The organism is Ottowia sp. VDI28 (assembly GCF_049532675.1).
GTDB lineage: Bacteria > Pseudomonadota > Gammaproteobacteria > Burkholderiales > Burkholderiaceae_C > Ottowia.
In genome coordinates this window covers 946007-960916 of sequence record NZ_CP149820.1, presented here as the reverse complement: position 1 = coordinate 960916, position 14910 = coordinate 946007, and the positions used below count along the sequence as shown (strand labels likewise).

11 protein-coding genes are annotated in these 14910 nt (G+C 60.7%); 3 read left to right on the top strand and 8 right to left on the bottom strand.

All coding sequences use genetic code 11. The annotated features are described in order from the left end of the window. Window positions 1–2 precede the first annotated feature (2 nt). Genes WJU18_RS04475 through WJU18_RS04465 form a run of 3 tightly spaced genes read right to left on the bottom strand, consistent with a single transcriptional unit; the run spans window position 3 to window position 3621 of the window. On the bottom strand, window positions 3–1229 hold the full coding sequence (locus tag WJU18_RS04475) for a dienelactone hydrolase family protein (protein WP_423458940.1): 1227 nt from the start codon (window positions 1227–1229) through the stop codon (window positions 3–5). Window positions 1230–1262: 33 nt separating this feature from the next. Further along, window positions 1263–2807 carry a flavin-containing monooxygenase gene (locus WJU18_RS04470; protein WP_423458939.1) on the bottom strand — a complete coding sequence of 515 codons (1545 nt, stop codon included), beginning with the start codon at window positions 2805–2807 and terminating at the stop codon, window positions 1263–1265. Window positions 2808–2820: 13 nt separating this feature from the next. After that, a complete protein-coding gene (locus tag WJU18_RS04465) occupies window positions 2821–3621 on the bottom strand; it encodes an SDR family oxidoreductase (RefSeq protein WP_423458938.1) in 801 nt (266 codons plus the stop codon). Between the two features lie 253 nt (window positions 3622–3874). On the opposite strand from WJU18_RS04465, the gene WJU18_RS04460 reads away from it, so the two are divergent. Further along, window positions 3875–4930: an AraC family transcriptional regulator gene (locus tag WJU18_RS04460; RefSeq protein ID WP_423458937.1), complete on the top strand. Its 1056-nt coding sequence runs from the start codon at window positions 3875–3877 to the stop codon at window positions 4928–4930. A 66-nt stretch (window positions 4931–4996) separates the two neighbouring features. On the opposite strand, the gene WJU18_RS04455 is transcribed toward WJU18_RS04460, so the two are convergent. From WJU18_RS04455 to WJU18_RS04435, 5 genes are all read right to left on the bottom strand, one after another. Beyond that, entirely contained in the window at window positions 4997–5917 is a 921-nt protein-coding gene (locus WJU18_RS04455; RefSeq protein ID WP_423458936.1) for an SDR family oxidoreductase, read from the bottom strand. Between the two features lie 19 nt (window positions 5918–5936). Continuing rightward, window positions 5937–9425: an indolepyruvate ferredoxin oxidoreductase family protein gene (locus WJU18_RS04450; protein WP_423458935.1), complete on the bottom strand. Its 3489-nt coding sequence runs from the start codon at window positions 9423–9425 to the stop codon at window positions 5937–5939. A 97-nt stretch (window positions 9426–9522) separates the two neighbouring features. After that, on the bottom strand, window positions 9523–10719 hold the full coding sequence (locus WJU18_RS04445; RefSeq protein ID WP_423458934.1) for an MFS transporter: 1197 nt from the start codon (window positions 10717–10719) through the stop codon (window positions 9523–9525). Window positions 10720–10748: 29 nt separating this feature from the next. Then, window positions 10749–12509, bottom strand: coding sequence for a GMC family oxidoreductase (locus WJU18_RS04440; RefSeq protein WP_423458933.1), 1761 nt, complete (start codon window positions 12507–12509; stop codon window positions 10749–10751). Between the two features lie 16 nt (window positions 12510–12525). Next, window positions 12526–13233 carry a gluconate 2-dehydrogenase subunit 3 family protein gene (locus WJU18_RS04435; protein ID WP_423458932.1) on the bottom strand — a complete coding sequence of 236 codons (708 nt, stop codon included), beginning with the start codon at window positions 13231–13233 and terminating at the stop codon, window positions 12526–12528. Window positions 13234–13419: 186 nt separating this feature from the next. Between WJU18_RS04435 and WJU18_RS04430 the strand changes: the two genes are divergently transcribed. Together WJU18_RS04430 and WJU18_RS04425 are read left to right on the top strand one after the other, a co-directional pair. Next, on the top strand, window positions 13420–14106 hold the full coding sequence (locus WJU18_RS04430) for an RraA family protein (protein ID WP_423458931.1): 687 nt from the start codon (window positions 13420–13422) through the stop codon (window positions 14104–14106). Then, window positions 14103–14906, top strand: coding sequence for an RraA family protein (locus WJU18_RS04425; RefSeq protein ID WP_423458930.1), 804 nt, complete (start codon window positions 14103–14105; stop codon window positions 14904–14906). Before WJU18_RS04430 ends, WJU18_RS04425 begins: the two co-directional genes overlap by 4 nt. Window positions 14907–14910 lie beyond the last annotated feature (4 nt).

The window sequence follows — 14910 nt, the reverse complement described above, 5'->3', positions numbered from 1 at the left end:
AGTCAGTTGCCGCCCCGAATCAATTCGTTGGAAGGAAGCGTCTCATCCAGCAGCTTCCGCCCCGTCTCCACCCCCGCCACGGGCAGCCCCTTCGGATCCAGCAGCCCCACCTGCACCAGCACACTGGCCTGGTCCCAGTAGATATGCTCGTGGTAGAGCTTGTCACCTCGGAACTTGATCACGGCCAGCAACGGGATCTCCACGCGCCGGCCCGTGGGCGCAACGCCCGGCAGCATCCATGGGATCTCGGTGGTGTGGGTAAAGCAGAAGAGCATCTCGTCGACCACCTGCGTGGCGCCCACCGTACGTGAAATCGGGGTCAGGCTGGTGTCGGGCGGGTTGCTGTTGACGAAGTAGCGCGTATAAAAGTCATGCAGATGGCGATAGCCCACTCCGCCCGTCATGGTGGGAATGTGATTCACGTAAGGCTCTGCCACCATGGTGGACATGGTGGCGTCCACGTCGCGGGTGCCGAACTCGTATTCGCAGTGCTTGTCCCACAGGGCTGACAGATCGTAGTTCGGCCCCATTTCGCGCCGCAGCGCCGTGACGCTGCGCTGGTGCGCCATAAGAGCAGATGGTTTGTGGAAGTGGTCGCCGCCCACGCGCGCAAAAGCATGGTCGACACCAGGGTACACATAAAGCTCCACGCTTTCCCGGCCCGACAAGGCCTGCACGATGGCTTCGCGCGCCGGGGGCGGGCAGAAGCCATCGAGCTCCGCAATGTGCAGCACCAGACGGCAGCGGATATTCGCGGCCTCCGCCAAAGCCGCTTCGATACCGACCCCGTAGTAACCCACTACCACGTCGGCGTCGGTACGGCAGGCCGCCAGGTAAGCCAGTTTGCCGCCCAGGCAGAATCCCAGCACCCCGACCTTGCCGCCATGTCCTTGTACCTCAGGCCTCGCCCGAAGGGACGTGATGGCGGTCTGCACGTCGGCCATGCCCTTGGCCTCGTCAAAGCCCTGGTAGAGAGCAAAGGCACGCGGCATGTCAGTAGCGGCATCCAGCTCAATCCCTGGCTCCTGGCGCCAGAACAGATCGGGCACCAGCACGGTGTAGCCTTCCTCCGCGTAATAGTCAGCCACATCGCGCATGGTCTGGTTGACGCCGAAGATTTCCTGCGCCAGCACCAGCCCCGGGCCACCGCCTGCCGCCGGGGTAGCCAGGTAGGCGCGAAAGTGGCCACTGCCGTCCGCAGCGTCCAGAGTGATCCATTGTCCTGCCATGTCGTGATCCTTCTCTTGTGGGAAAACCAATACCTAAAAACCCTGATGCGCAGCCGCCTGCTGCGCCTGGGGCACAGCTGCCGATGCACCCGCATGGCGCGCCAGCAATTGCCGGGTCACCACCGCGTAATCCGCGGGATTGACCGGCCCCAGCCACTGCCTGAAGCGCGTGAACGCACCCAGCGGCAACTTCATATCCTGCAGCAGCTCGTCGATGTTGTGCACCGAAAACGGGATGATGTTAGTCCCTTTGGAGTGCTTGCCATCTGTGCGCTCCTCCATCCAGGCCAAACGCCGGTCGATGTGGGCATTCATCTCCCCCGGTTCAGGTAACTGCAGGCCGCCGCGCAGATGGTTAGCCAACCATAGGGCACCGATCTCGCAGTTGAGCTGACTGAAGAACGAAGAGTTATACCCGTTGAACGCCAGGCGCGGCATGCTCGCGGGCATGATGGAGCGGTACAGGCGGAAGTTGCCCTGTGGATCAGTCACACGCTGCAGCACGCTGGCATCGAAGAAAGGCACTTGCTGGTTCCAGCCGGTGCCGCACACCACGATGTCCGCTGGCACCGTTTCACCATTGCTTAACACGGCCTGGCCGGGTTGGAGCTTGCTGATGCTCACGCCTTTGCGCACGCCCAGAGTGCCCGCGGCAATTTTTTCGTAGAAGCCATCGGTGACCAGGCTCACGGTACTGCGGGCAATGGTTTCGAGCGGCGTTCCAGGGTGCAGGCCGATCTCGCGCAGCTTCAGCTGACGGGTGACCACCGACTCCACGCTGCCCAGCATGGAATTGCGCACTGGCAGACCCGCACCATGCAGGAATTTCTCAAAACCCTTGGGTTCGATGTACTTGAACAAGGCCTCGCCCATGCGCGTGAGCAGCAGATACTTGAAGTTCAGCACGTTCATGAACTTCTTGGGGATTTTCCAGATCAGGTGCCGCGCCAGCACCGTGGTGCTGGCACTGTCTGCCGCAATGGCATTAGCCACGTCACAGGACGACTTGCCGTAGCCCACCACCAGCACGTGCTTGCCACGCGCATCGCTGGCGTTGTTGAACTGGCTGGTGTGGCACACCCGCCCGCCTTCGGCCACGAAGCTCTCCACGCCCGGGTAATGCGGCACGGCAGGTTCGCTGAAGATGCCATTGCACACCACCAGGTAGTCGAAACGGTGCACCTCGACCGACGAGGCCCCACCTTGCCCGGCCGCGGCCCTGCGCGCCTTCACCGTCCAGACGCCGGCGGCCTCATCCAACACCGCGCTCTCCACGGTGGTGGACATGCGCAGATGCGGCACCAGGCCAAAGTGTTCGGCATACGACTTCAGGTAGGCCTGCACCTGCTGGCCCGAAGGCCATTCAGGATAATGCGCTGGCATCGGAAAATCCGACAGCGCATAGGTAGTACGCGGGTTCTGTGTGGTCAAGCCTGGGTAGCGGCGTGAGGCGGCCCATACCCCGCCCACGTCGGGCTCCTTCTCGAACACCGTGACCTCGAAGCCAAAGGCACGCAATACCTTGGCGGTGGAAAGTCCGGCAAAGCCGGCACCGATAGTGCCCACTGTTCTGGTCATGATGTCAGCTCCTTCAGGACATGAGTTTGGGAATGGCGGGCTCGTAGGACTCTGGCCCCATGGCCGAGTAGCCGCCGTCACAGGCATAGTCGGCACCGGTCACGAAGCTGGCCAGATCCGAACACAGGAAAAGCACCACATTGGCCACCTCGGCCGGATCCCCCACGCGGCGCAGAAGGTGGAAGGGCGCGGCCACCCGGTCGGTCTTGGCGCGATCGCCGCCGGTCAACTGATCCATGATGGCCGACCAGGTCCAGCCTGGGGAGACGCTGTTCACACGCACGCCCTCGCCCGCCAAATCCATGGCCATATTGCGCGTAAGCTGCACCATGGCCGCCTTGCTCACGGGATAAAGCCAGCGCCCTGTCTGTGCCACACCCGAGGAGATACTGGTGAAGTTGACCACCGCCCCGCCTCCCGCCTTCTGGAAGTGCCGACGCACGGCCTTGAGCATCATCACCGCGCTGACCAGGTTGACGTTGAGCGAAGTCAGCCAGTCCTCGCGCGGCGAGGCGATGCCGTCATCCAGATAGGAGCAGGCCAGGTTCACCAGGTAGTTGACCCCGCCATGGCGCTCCGCGGCTTCGGCCACGCAAGCCGCTACCTCGGCATCATCGGTGATATCGGTATGGCGGAACACCACACCGGTCCCCAGCTCATCGGCCAGCGCCTGCCCGCCCTCGGTATTGATATCGGCCACCATGACCTTCACCCCAGCCTGGTGCAGCGCACGCACCACTCCGGCGCCGATAAGCGTAGCGCCGCCAGTCACGATCGCGCTCTTGCCTCGCATTCCTTCAAATCCCTGGGCCATGTTGTCTCCTGTTCGTGGTGGGCCTGGCGATAGGCCAGCACCCGTTTGCTGCACTGCAGCAGCGGTAACACGCCGTCACAGCCGCGCCATATGCCGGGATAACGCTCTTGCGCATCGACCGGGGCATGCGCAAGAATAGGAAGGCAAATTGCGCATACACATCCCGAATGCGCATGGCTTATCCCGCAAACGCATGTTTTCGCGCCCTGATAAGGCGCGGTTAGTGTTTACCCACCCCCTTCAGGCATCGCCCATGGACATGGCCCTACAGAGCAACGCGCAGCGGCTCCCGCTGGAACGCTTTCGCCTGTTCGACAGCCACGACCTGGATGAAGCGCGCGAGTTCGTGGGCCGCGTGTTCTGCCCGCATGTTCTGGCCACATTGCATCCCGGCACGGAGCTTGATGCCTGCCACCACAGCGTGCCGCTGCACCGCGATACCAGCCTGAACTACGTACAGTACGGGCCGGCTGTGCGCATAGAACCGGGCCATTTGGGCGGCTTCTACCTGCTGCAGATCCCGTTGCGCGGCGGCGCCACGGTGCGCTGCGGCAGCCAAACGCTGGAATCGCACCCGCTCATGGCATCTCTGCCCTCGCCGACCGAGCCGCTATCGATGCGCTGGCACGAGGACAGCCCACAGTTCATCGTCAAGATAGAGCGAGAGGCCCTGCACAACCGGCTGTCGGCCTTGCTGCAGGCGCCTGTGCCGCAACCTCTGGTGTTCGACCTGGGAGTCGACCTGGCCCACCCCGCACTCATGGGCATGGCCAGCTTCATCGCGTACTTGCGCTCGGCCGCGGAGACCAACGCCATTCTGCTGGGCCACCCGGTGCTGGCCGAGCAAGCCGAGAACCATCTGCTCACCAACTTGCTTCTATCCACGCAACACAACTACTCGGCTGCTCTTGCGGCGAAGGCTTCTACCCCTGGTGCGGCCCCGGTAGTCCTGCCGCGTGCGGTGAAGCGTGCGCAGGAGTTCATGCGCGGACAGCTGGAGCAGCCCATCACGTTGGTTGATGTGTGCGCGCACGTGGGTGTCAGCGCTCGCTCGTTGCAGCAAAGCTTTGCTCAGTGCACAGGCAAGAGCCCCATGAGCTTCCTGCGCGACCTGCGGCTCGACGCTGTGCGTGCGGCACTGCAACAGCCTACCGCCTTGGAGCGCGCACCGCAGGTGTCGGATATCGCCGCGCGCTATGGGTTTTTCCATCTCGGTCACTTTGCCGAGAGCTACCGCAAGCGCTTTGGGGAAACACCGTCCGATACTCGGCAGCGACAAAGTAAGGGTGGGCCAAGCACCTCCTATTAAAGCCCCCAGCGAGCTTCAATAGTGAGGCCACGCTTGTGTCGCGGTAAGACGAAGACCAACCTTCTGTTAGGGCATCGAGTTGACCGCCGCGCGCAATTCGTCGCGCAACCGCCGCGCGATGTCAGGCCTGCGCAAAAAGGGATCGGCTGGGTTCGTGCCGGAAACAATGCCGTCCATACGGCTCCTCACACTGCCCAGTGCATCCGGATGGCTGAAGACGTAGAACTGGTTGGCATGAACAGCATCGAATACTTTTCTTGCGATATCCGAGGCCGTGACTTTTCCGCTTTCGACTGCCTTTTCAGCCATGGCTTGGCCGATCATTTGGCTCGCAGTAGGTTTGCTGGCAAGCAACTGCTCCGGCCGGTTGCGCTGGCTGGACGCAATCCCTGTAGGCACGAAATAAGGACACAACAGGCTTGTGCCGATCTGCTCCGTCACTAGATTGAGATCATGAAAGAGTGTCTCTGTGAAGTTCACAACCGCAGCCTTGGTCGTGTTGTAGATACCCATATTGGGCAGCGCAAGCAGGCCCGCCATACTGGAAGTGTTCACAATGTGCCCGCGATACGAGGCATCTCGCGCGGCAGCGTTCAACATCATCGGCACGAACACGCGCACGCCGTGGATGACGCCCCAGAGGTTGACGCCCAGCACCCATTCCCAATCGGGCACGCTGCTCTCCCAAACCAGACCGCCAGAGATGACTCCTGCATTATTGAACAGCAAATGAGGAGCACCAAAGCGCTTGTGCACCGCGGCGGCCAATCCCTCCATTTGCTCAGCGTTTGACACGTCAACCTTCTGAGCCAGTACGGATGCACCAACCGCCGTCAATTCGGCCTCCACACGGTCAAGTGCGTCCTGCTGCACATCTACCAGCACCAGCTTCATGCCATGCGTAGCCGCGAGACGTGCGCACTCAAGCCCGAAACCAGATCCCGCGCCTGTAAGCACAGCCGTTTTTCCTTCAAGACTTTGAATCATCGTGCAACTTCCAATGAGGTCATGCCGCTGCCTTGAGCGGAATCACCCGCCGCTGCAGGGTCTCGAGCAACTCTCGCTCGCGTTTGCGCGTCTGCTCGATATGCCGCTCGCGGACATGGCCGTAACCGCGGATGTGCTCCGGCAGCGACGCCAGAGCCACAGCGCAATCATGGTGCGAGAGCTCTTTCGTTGTTTCCAGCACCGACAACGCGATGCCGACGTTCGTCTCGTACTGAGTGATCAGCGAACGCTCCATCCGGCGTTCATTGGTGTAGCCGAACATATCGAACGCGGTACCCCGAAGAAAACGAAGCTTGGTGAGAACATGGAACACAGGAATGACCCATGCGCCGAACTCACGCTTCCTCAGTTGACCTGTCGAAGCATCACGCCTGGACAACAGCGGCGGCGCGAGACTGAAAACCAGCTTGTAGTCACCTTCGAATTGTCGCGATACGTTCTCCAGGAAGCCACTCGTCGTGTGTAGACGAGCCACCTCGTACTCGTCCTTGATCGCCAGAAGCTTGAAGTAGTACTTCGCTACAGCCTCGGTCAGTGATGTGCGCCCGGCGAAGGTCCGCTGTTCCGCTTCCCGCACGCGCGCCACAAGGCCGATGTAGCGCTGCGCATAAGCCGCATCCTGATATTCAGTCAGGAATTTCCTGCGGTTCTCAATGGCGCTTTCGATATCCTCCACAGGTGCGGGAGATACGCTTGCTCTTCGGGATGCTCCCTTGGACGCCAATAACCGTTCGACCATGCCGGGGTCGGCAGCGGTGTGCCGCCCCCACAGAAAAGCCGCCTTGTTCATCTCCTGCGCCGCACCGTTGAGCAGGATCGCGGCGTCAATGGACTTTGCTGAAATCGGAATGAGACCGCGCTGATAGGCAAATCCCAGCATGAACATATTCGCGGCGATGCCATCGCCTGTGAGCGCTGTTGCAATACGCCCCGCATCGACGAACTCCACACCGTCGTCACCCACAGCGCCGGTCATGTTACTGCGCAGGCTGTGGCCCGGATACTGCATGTCGGCCTGGCGGGTGAAATCGCCCGGCATCGTCTCCTGCGTGTTGACCACCATCCTGGTCAGGCCCAGCCTCGTGGCGGCCAGGGTTTTCGAGTGGCCGGCCACGATCATGTCGCACCCCAACACCAAGTCAGCGCCGCCAGACGCGATACGAATCGTCTTGATGGCCTCGGGCGTCGAAGCAAAGCGCAGATGACTCCACACCGAACCGCCTTTCTGCGCCAATCCCGCCATGTCCAGCAGTCCGCAGCCACGGCCTTCAAGATGCGCTGCCATCCCCAGGATCGCGCCGATGGTGACCACGCCGGTACCCCCCATGCCAGCCACCAGAATGCTGTACACCCGGCCCTCGATCGAAGGCAGCACGGGTTCCGCCAGATCCGACGAAGCCGCGGCACCCGTGATGCGTTCAGGCTTGCGCAACTCGCCCCCGAGAACGGTAACAAAGCTCGGGCAAAATCCGTTGATGCAAGAATAGTCCTTATTACAGGACGACTGGTCGATCGTGCGCTTACGGCCGAACTCCGTCTCAAGCGGCTGCACTGAGACACAGTTCGATTTGACACCGCAGTCGCCGCAGCCTTCGCATACCAGATCGTTGATCAGGATGCGCTTTGCCGGGTCGGGGAAGGTCCCCCGCTTTCGGCGGCGGCGCTTTTCCGCTGCGCAGGTCTGGTCATAGATCAGCACCGAGGCACCTTCGACTTCCCGGAGTTCGCGTTGGACTTCGTTGATCTCGTCGCGATGATGGATCGTCACGCCCGAAGGCCACAAAGTGCCCACCTTGTACTTCGAGGGCTCATCGGAGACCACAGCGATTCGCCCAACGCCTTCGGCACGAACCTGATGTGCGATCGTTGGCACGTCCAAATGGCCGTCATGCCGCTGTCCGCCGGTCATGGCCACGGCATCGTTGAATAGTATCTTGTAAGTGATATTTGTCCTGGCCGAGACAGCAGCACGAATGGCCAGCAAACCCGAATGAAAATAGGTCCCGTCGCCGATGTTCTGGAACATGTGCTTGCGACGTGAAAATGGCGCCTCGCCAACCCAGGACAGACCCTCGGCGCCCATCTGCGTGTAGCCGGTAGTGGAACGGTCCATGGATTGCGCCATCCAGCTGCAGCCGATACCGGCGTAACCCTTGCTTCCCTCGGGAAGTACGGTGGAGGAACTATGGGGGCAACCGCTGCAGAAGTAAAAGCTGCGCGAAAGACTGTCCACGATCCCTTTCGGTGCATGGAAGGAACGGATCTCCTCGATACGCTTGCGCAGCGCTTCATTCCCATTCAACTCCAGCAAGCGCTCGCCGATGGCAATCGCCACTTGATTCGAATCCAGCGACATCTCGGATTGAAAAAGAACGCCACCTTGCTCATCATATTTTCCGACGATGACAGGGCCGTCACGCTGGCCGTAAAGTTGCTCCTTCAGTTGGAACTCGATAAGACTTCGCTTTTCCTCGACGACAAGGATCTTCGACAGACCCGCCGCGAATTCCAAGGCGCCTTCGGGCTCAAGTGGCCACGTCATGCCGACCTTGTACAAACGCAAACCAAGCTCAGCGGCGCGCTCCTCCGACAGATTCAGAGTGTCGAGCGCTTGCAGCACATCGAGATAGCTCTTGCCATGCGTAATGATGCCCAACCTGGCGTCCGAACCGCCGATGATCGTACGGTCGATACGGTTGGCGCGCGCAAAAGCACGCACCGCACGAAGTTTGTGGCGATGCAGCCGAGCCTCCTGAGCATGCGGGGTGTCGGGCTGGCGGATATTGACGCCGTCCGCTGGCAAGTGCAACCCGTCAGGAATCCGGACCTCAACCCGATTAATGTCCACATCTATGGAGGCCGTGGCCTCGACCGTGTCTTTCACGCACTTCATGCCCACCCAGCAGCCACTGTAGCGCGACAAACTCCAGCCCAGGATGCCAAAGTCCAGAATCTCCTGAACACCGGCAGGGCTGAGCACCGGGATCATGGCATCAACCATCGCGAACTCGCTCTGATGGCAGGTCGTTGAAGATTCACAGGTGTGGTCATCTCCCATGAGCGCCAGAACACCTCCGAACCTGGATGTCCCGGCCAGATTGCCGTGGCGGAATGCATCGCCAGTTCGATCGACGCCGGGACCTTTGCCGTACCAAAGCGCGAATACCCCGTCGTACTTGCCTTCGCCGCCGATCTCCGCTTGTTGCGAGCCCCAGACAGCCGTCGCCGCCAAGTCTTCATTGACCCCAGGCACAAAGACGACATTGTGGTCCTGGAGGTGTTTCCTGGCTTTGCCAAGCTGGTCGTCCAGGGTACCCAGCGGCGACCCTCGGTACCCGCTGATGTAGCCCGCAGTGTTGTGTCCTTGCTGGCGATCTCTTTCCTGTTGGGTCAACGGCAGGCGGACCAGCGCCTGCGTGCCGGTGACAAAGATGCGGCCCTTCTTGAGGGTGTACTTGTCATCCAGTTCGACTGCTTTCAGTTCCATGGCGGGTTTCTTCTTTTGAGTTGAATAGGGGTTGCCCCTCAATCGCTTCCAGACATCGGATGACGAGCGGGAGACACTGGCGCGCGGTTGCATGAACTCATGCCGGCCGGCGCTTGAGGAATGTTTGATAGTTGAAAACGGCCCCCAGCCCCATGAGGAGGGCACTGCCTATGAAAACAGCCCCCATGCCGATCCGTCCACCGACAAGGCCTCCCAAGACAGGGCCCAACACTTGGCCGGCATACTGGGCCGACGTGGAATAGCCCAGGAATTGGCCAACAGCCCTCTCAGGAACACTGTGCCGGATCACACTCGCCACGCAAGGGAGCAACCCGCCGAGCGACAACCCCATCAGGAAGCGCAGCACGACAAGCTGCCAGGTCTCATGTACGAACGCCTGCGGCAGAAGCAGCGCGGAAGCGAGTGCCAGGCAACTTACGATGAGCCTGGGGTGCCCGGCACGATCCGCCACTCTGCCCAAGAAGGCAGCAGACAAAATGGCCCCGAGTGCGGTCGCTGACATCACGATGCCGGCCATCATCGTCACACTCCCCTGGTCATTGCTCAGCTCCGCCACGTACACCGTGATGATGGGCTCGATTGACATGTTGGCAAACATGAGCAATACACCCGTCGCAAGCATCGCAATCACAGCTCGCTTCTGCGCGGATGAAAGCTTGGCCGCCGAGACCTCCTTGCGATCGGCCAGCTTGCGCGGATGATGATCTTCGCGAATCAAGACAGATGTGCCAATGAACGCGAGACCGATGAGCGCAGCGGAAGCGAAGAAGGTGTTGCGAATGCCGATCAGAGCGGGCAACCCGCCACCGAGCAGCGGCCCCGCCAGATTGCCGGCCATGATGGTCGAGGACAGCATGCCGAGCGCCCATCCAGAACGCTCCTTGGGCGTCTGTGCTGCAACCAGCGCTATCGAGCCGGAGGCATAGCCTCCCAACAGTCCCGTCAACAGACGCAATACCACCAGTTGCCATGCATCCTGAGCCATTCCGATGAGTGCCGTCGCGACCGTCATGCCAAGACTCGCGCGGATCAGCATGAGCTTGCGGCCATACTGATCTGCCAAACGGCCCCACAGTGGCGCAACAAGTGCCGCACTGAGAAACGTGGCGCCAAAGGCAATTCCAGACCATTGCACGATCTCGGCATGTCCTTGCACTCCGAGCTGGGCGACATAGAGAGGCAAGAAAGGAAGCACTACGGTCATGCCAATGATGGTCGTGAAGCTTCCGATCATGCAAACCGCAAGGTTGCGCTTCCAGTGTTCATGCTGCATGGATCGTTTGTTGAATGGTGACGGGAGTCCTAGCCGATCAGGCCCGGTGCCTTGAGATATCGGTTGCGGATCGCGTGGGCGGCCCGATACGACAGTGCGGCCAATGGGCCTGTCGGGTTCTTCCCTGCGTTTTGCGGGAAGGCGTTCGCGCCTACCGCAAACACGTTTGGAACATCCCAGCTTTGCAGGTAGTTGTTGAGCGCGCTCTCGCTCGGATCAGCCCCCATGATGGCTCCGCCGGTGTTGTGCGTGCTTTGATAAGGCACGATGTCGTATTGCTTCGGGGCGCCACGCTTCGCGACTACTTTGGCGCCGGTGGCTTTGCCGATACGCTCGCATTGATCGATGGCGTAGTTCGCCATGCGTTGCTCGTTGTCGTTGAAATCAAAGGTCATGCGCAACATCGGCCGCCCGAACGCATCGCGGTATGTCGGGTCGAGATCAAGATAATTGCTCGCATACGCCATACCCCCGCCCTGCGCATTGATCGGCAAGGTGTGCTGGTAGTGCTTGACTACAGCGCGCTTCCACTCCGTTCCCCAGGAAGGGGTTCCTGGCGGAACGGGCCGGAAAGCAATGGGGCGCGCTCCATTGGAGGCCGTCGCGATAGTCGCACCTCCGATGAAGCCCAGCTTCCCGAAATCGTTCGTCTCGACATTGAAATCGTCGAGCGCCATCTGCAGCCCGCCGGAACCCATCCATGGGTTCAGCCACTTGTCCTCATCAAGAAAGACCGTAACTCCGCCTTGGCACTGATAGGCGTAGTTCTTGCCTATCGTGCCCCGGCCTGTTGCTGGGTCATAGGGCTTGCCGATGCCCGACAACAGCATCAGATGCACATTGCCAAGGCCATAGGCGGAGAGAATGACCAGTTCCGCGGGTTGGAAGACTTCGCGCCCCAGCGCATCGACATAGGTAACCCCGATCGCCTTACGCTTCGAGTCATCCAGGTTCACCTTCATCACGCGCGAGTTGGCTCTCAGCTCGAAGTTCGATTTATTGGCCAACAGTGGCAGCAGCGTGTTGACTGGACTCGCCTTGGCGTTGGATGGACAGCCGAAACGTTCGCAGAATCCGTTGTAGTGGCACTGCCCGTACTGGATGCCGTCGGCATTCGTGTAGGCACGCGAGGAGATCGCTGCCGGCGTGATGAAGGGGTGCAATCCCAGCGAACGCGCGGCACGCTCCATTTCCAGCATCATGTTGGATGGCGCAAGAGGCGGATTCACGTATTCACCGCTGCGCGGGCCTTCAAAGGGATTGCCGCCTTCGATGCGCTTCCCCCCGATGTTGCCCGCCTTCCCCGACACCGCCCAGTCAGACTCCACCTTCGCGTACCAGGGTTCGAGCTCGTCGTAGGTGATTCCCCAGTCTTGAATGGTCATGTCCTTGGGCACGAACTTGCGGCCATACCGCTCGTCCAGCCGGCGGCGCGGCTCGTGGTCCCACGGCATCCAGCGCCATGTCACTCCGCCCCAGTGGGTGCCTGAACCGCCGACCCCGTCTCCGACCAGGAAGGAGCCGTGGTTGCGCATCGGCAGCGCTGTTTCGCTCGAGCGGTTGCGAAAGGTCAGCGTTTCCAGTGCCAGCCTCGTCATGAGCGCATTGCGCTGCACAAACTTGAGTTCGTCATCCTTTTGCGGATAGCTGAACTCCTGTGATTCGCGATGCCCCCCACGCTCAAGTGCGACGACACCTATTCCCGCATCGACGAGTTCGCGGGCGATGATGCTGCCTGTCCATCCAAGGCCTACGACAACTGCATCTACCGGTTTCATTGTGATCATCACGCAATCTCCCAGTGCATTAACGAAAGTCGGCCAGGCTTTGCGGCTCCAACTGCTGCCGGCGCCCGCTGTAAGTGCGGATGTCCTCGGTGTAGACGTAGCCCACACCAGGAAACCCAAGCATCCGCCAAGTCGCCTTGTCGCGGTTCCCGCCGTAGGCTGGATCGGCGAAGTACCCCTCCATGGTGTTGTTGTAGAGCGCGAGCAGGAAAGTCCGCGCCGGCACCGTGGGAAGGGAGATCGCACCTTGCTGCATGCGTTTGAGCACCCCGTTTCGGTCGTCGTGCGAGAGCGCAGGAAACGGCTTGCCGGCGAACGTGGCCCGGCAGTACATGTCGGCTTCACGAATGGCGATGCGATAGATCTGTTGCGGTGTGAATGGCAACTGATAACCCTGCGTCGCGCTACCGGGCAGGAATGGCCCTTGCAGGTTGGTACCGCTACCCACACCGAAAGCGCCGGCCAGATACTGATCGATGTAGTAGACGACCCCAGCTTCCACCCCACCCGGACCCACCTCGTCCTTCGGGATGAAGACATCCACAGCCGCTTCGACGAAGGCGGCTTCGTCGGGCAAAAGAAAAGTGTAGGCCTGCAACGTACTGCCCAGCGCTCCCGCGGAAGCTGCAGCAGGCTGAGCATGGGCCGCACCGAAACCAGAAGCCGCTGCAGCGGCTGTAGCGGCTGTAGCGGCTGTAGCGGCCGTCGAGGCACCAAGGGATTTCAAGAAGATTCTTCGCGAACGGGGAAGCAAGGGATCTGTCATGGGTGGTCTCCTTTTGAGAAATCGATCGGGCTTCAATCGCTCCGTACGATTTTATGTATTGTATTACGTATACATAAAAATGTACAATAGCGCTCGCATGCCGCAAATTTCAGTGGCATGTTTCGACACCACGCAACAGGAGGCCTCATGCGTAGACCCGTCAGCAAAGCAATCATTCACGGCTACATGGCCGTTTCCACATCCAACGTCAGCGATGCGCTGGACAGGCTTGGCATACCTTGCGAGCCCACACACATCGGCGCTCTTTGGGAAGGCTGCAAGAAGGTCGTCGGCCCGGCAATGACCTTGACGCTCGCGCCGCTCGAGAATTCGCACAAGGAGATCACCACCGTGGTGGGCACGCTGCAGGCCATCATGGATGCGCAACCTGGTGACGTGCTGGTGATCGATGTCGGCGGCCGCATGGATCTCAATACGTTTGGGGGCGTTGCTGGTGCAACCTCCCTCCACTACGGCCTGGCCGGTGTGGTTTGCGATGGTGTCGCGCGCGACATCGACGAATACAAAACCCTCGGCTTGCCGGTATTTGGCAAAGGCTTCATCCATCAGTCCGTTCGCGGCCGTGTCGGCTACGTGAGCCATGACACCGAGGCCAGACTCGGTACCAATATCGTCCGCCCCGGTGATCTGATCGTGGGAGACGAAAACGGCGTGGTAGTAGTACCACACGAGCAGATCGAGGCGGTGCTGAAGATCGCCCGCTTCGTCAAAGACACCGAAGACGGCGTGATCGCGGCCATCCGCGCGGGAGGGGACCCGATCGAAGTCCACCAGAAAGTCAAGTACGACGACATGCTGAAGAGGTCCGCATGAGCAACATTTCGCACGCCCGCGTTTCGTCGAACGCGCCCTACTCCGAGGGGGTGTTGAACCGATCGGACGATGCCACCATACGGAGCGCGCTCGCACGCATCCCGACAACGGCAGCGCTGGATCTGCTCAAGGAACAGGACCCTTGTCAGCTAGTGCTCTCAAACGTCAAAACGCTGTTCCCACTTGAAGGGTCCATCGCGGGCCGCGCGCGCACGCTGCGCTTCCTGCCAACCCGCGTCGATTACCGCAAGGCACCTGGCGAACCGCCCAACTTCCGTCTACTCGACGCAACGCAACCGGGTGATTTTCTGATCTTCGACGCCCAGGGCTGGCCCAGAGGTTCTGTCCTTGGCGACATGCTCGCGCTTCGCGCGAAGATCAACGGTGCCGTTGGCGTGGCCACTGACGGGGTGATGCGCGACCTGGTCGGGCTCGAAGGTGTGGGGCTACCAGTGTTTGCGACAAGCACCTTCCCTGTTCCGTCGGCCCCGACTTTGGTGGCCTGGGAAGCTGACGTACCCGTGCAATGCGGCGGCGCACTGGTCGTACCCGGTGACTGGATCCTGGCTGACAGAGATGGTGTGATCGTCATTCCCGAACGTTGGGTAAATGACGTCATAGACGGGTTCGAGATATTCACCAAAGAGGAACAGTTTTGCCGTGCGCTGCTTCTGGACGGCCTATCGCTGCACCAGGCTTATCCAATGCCGCCAGCAATCCGACCGCTGTTCGAGCGCTACTTGAGTGATGGGCGGCTTCCATCCGAAGCTGAGGTTCTGAAGGCAAACGGCGGCCACTGAGCCA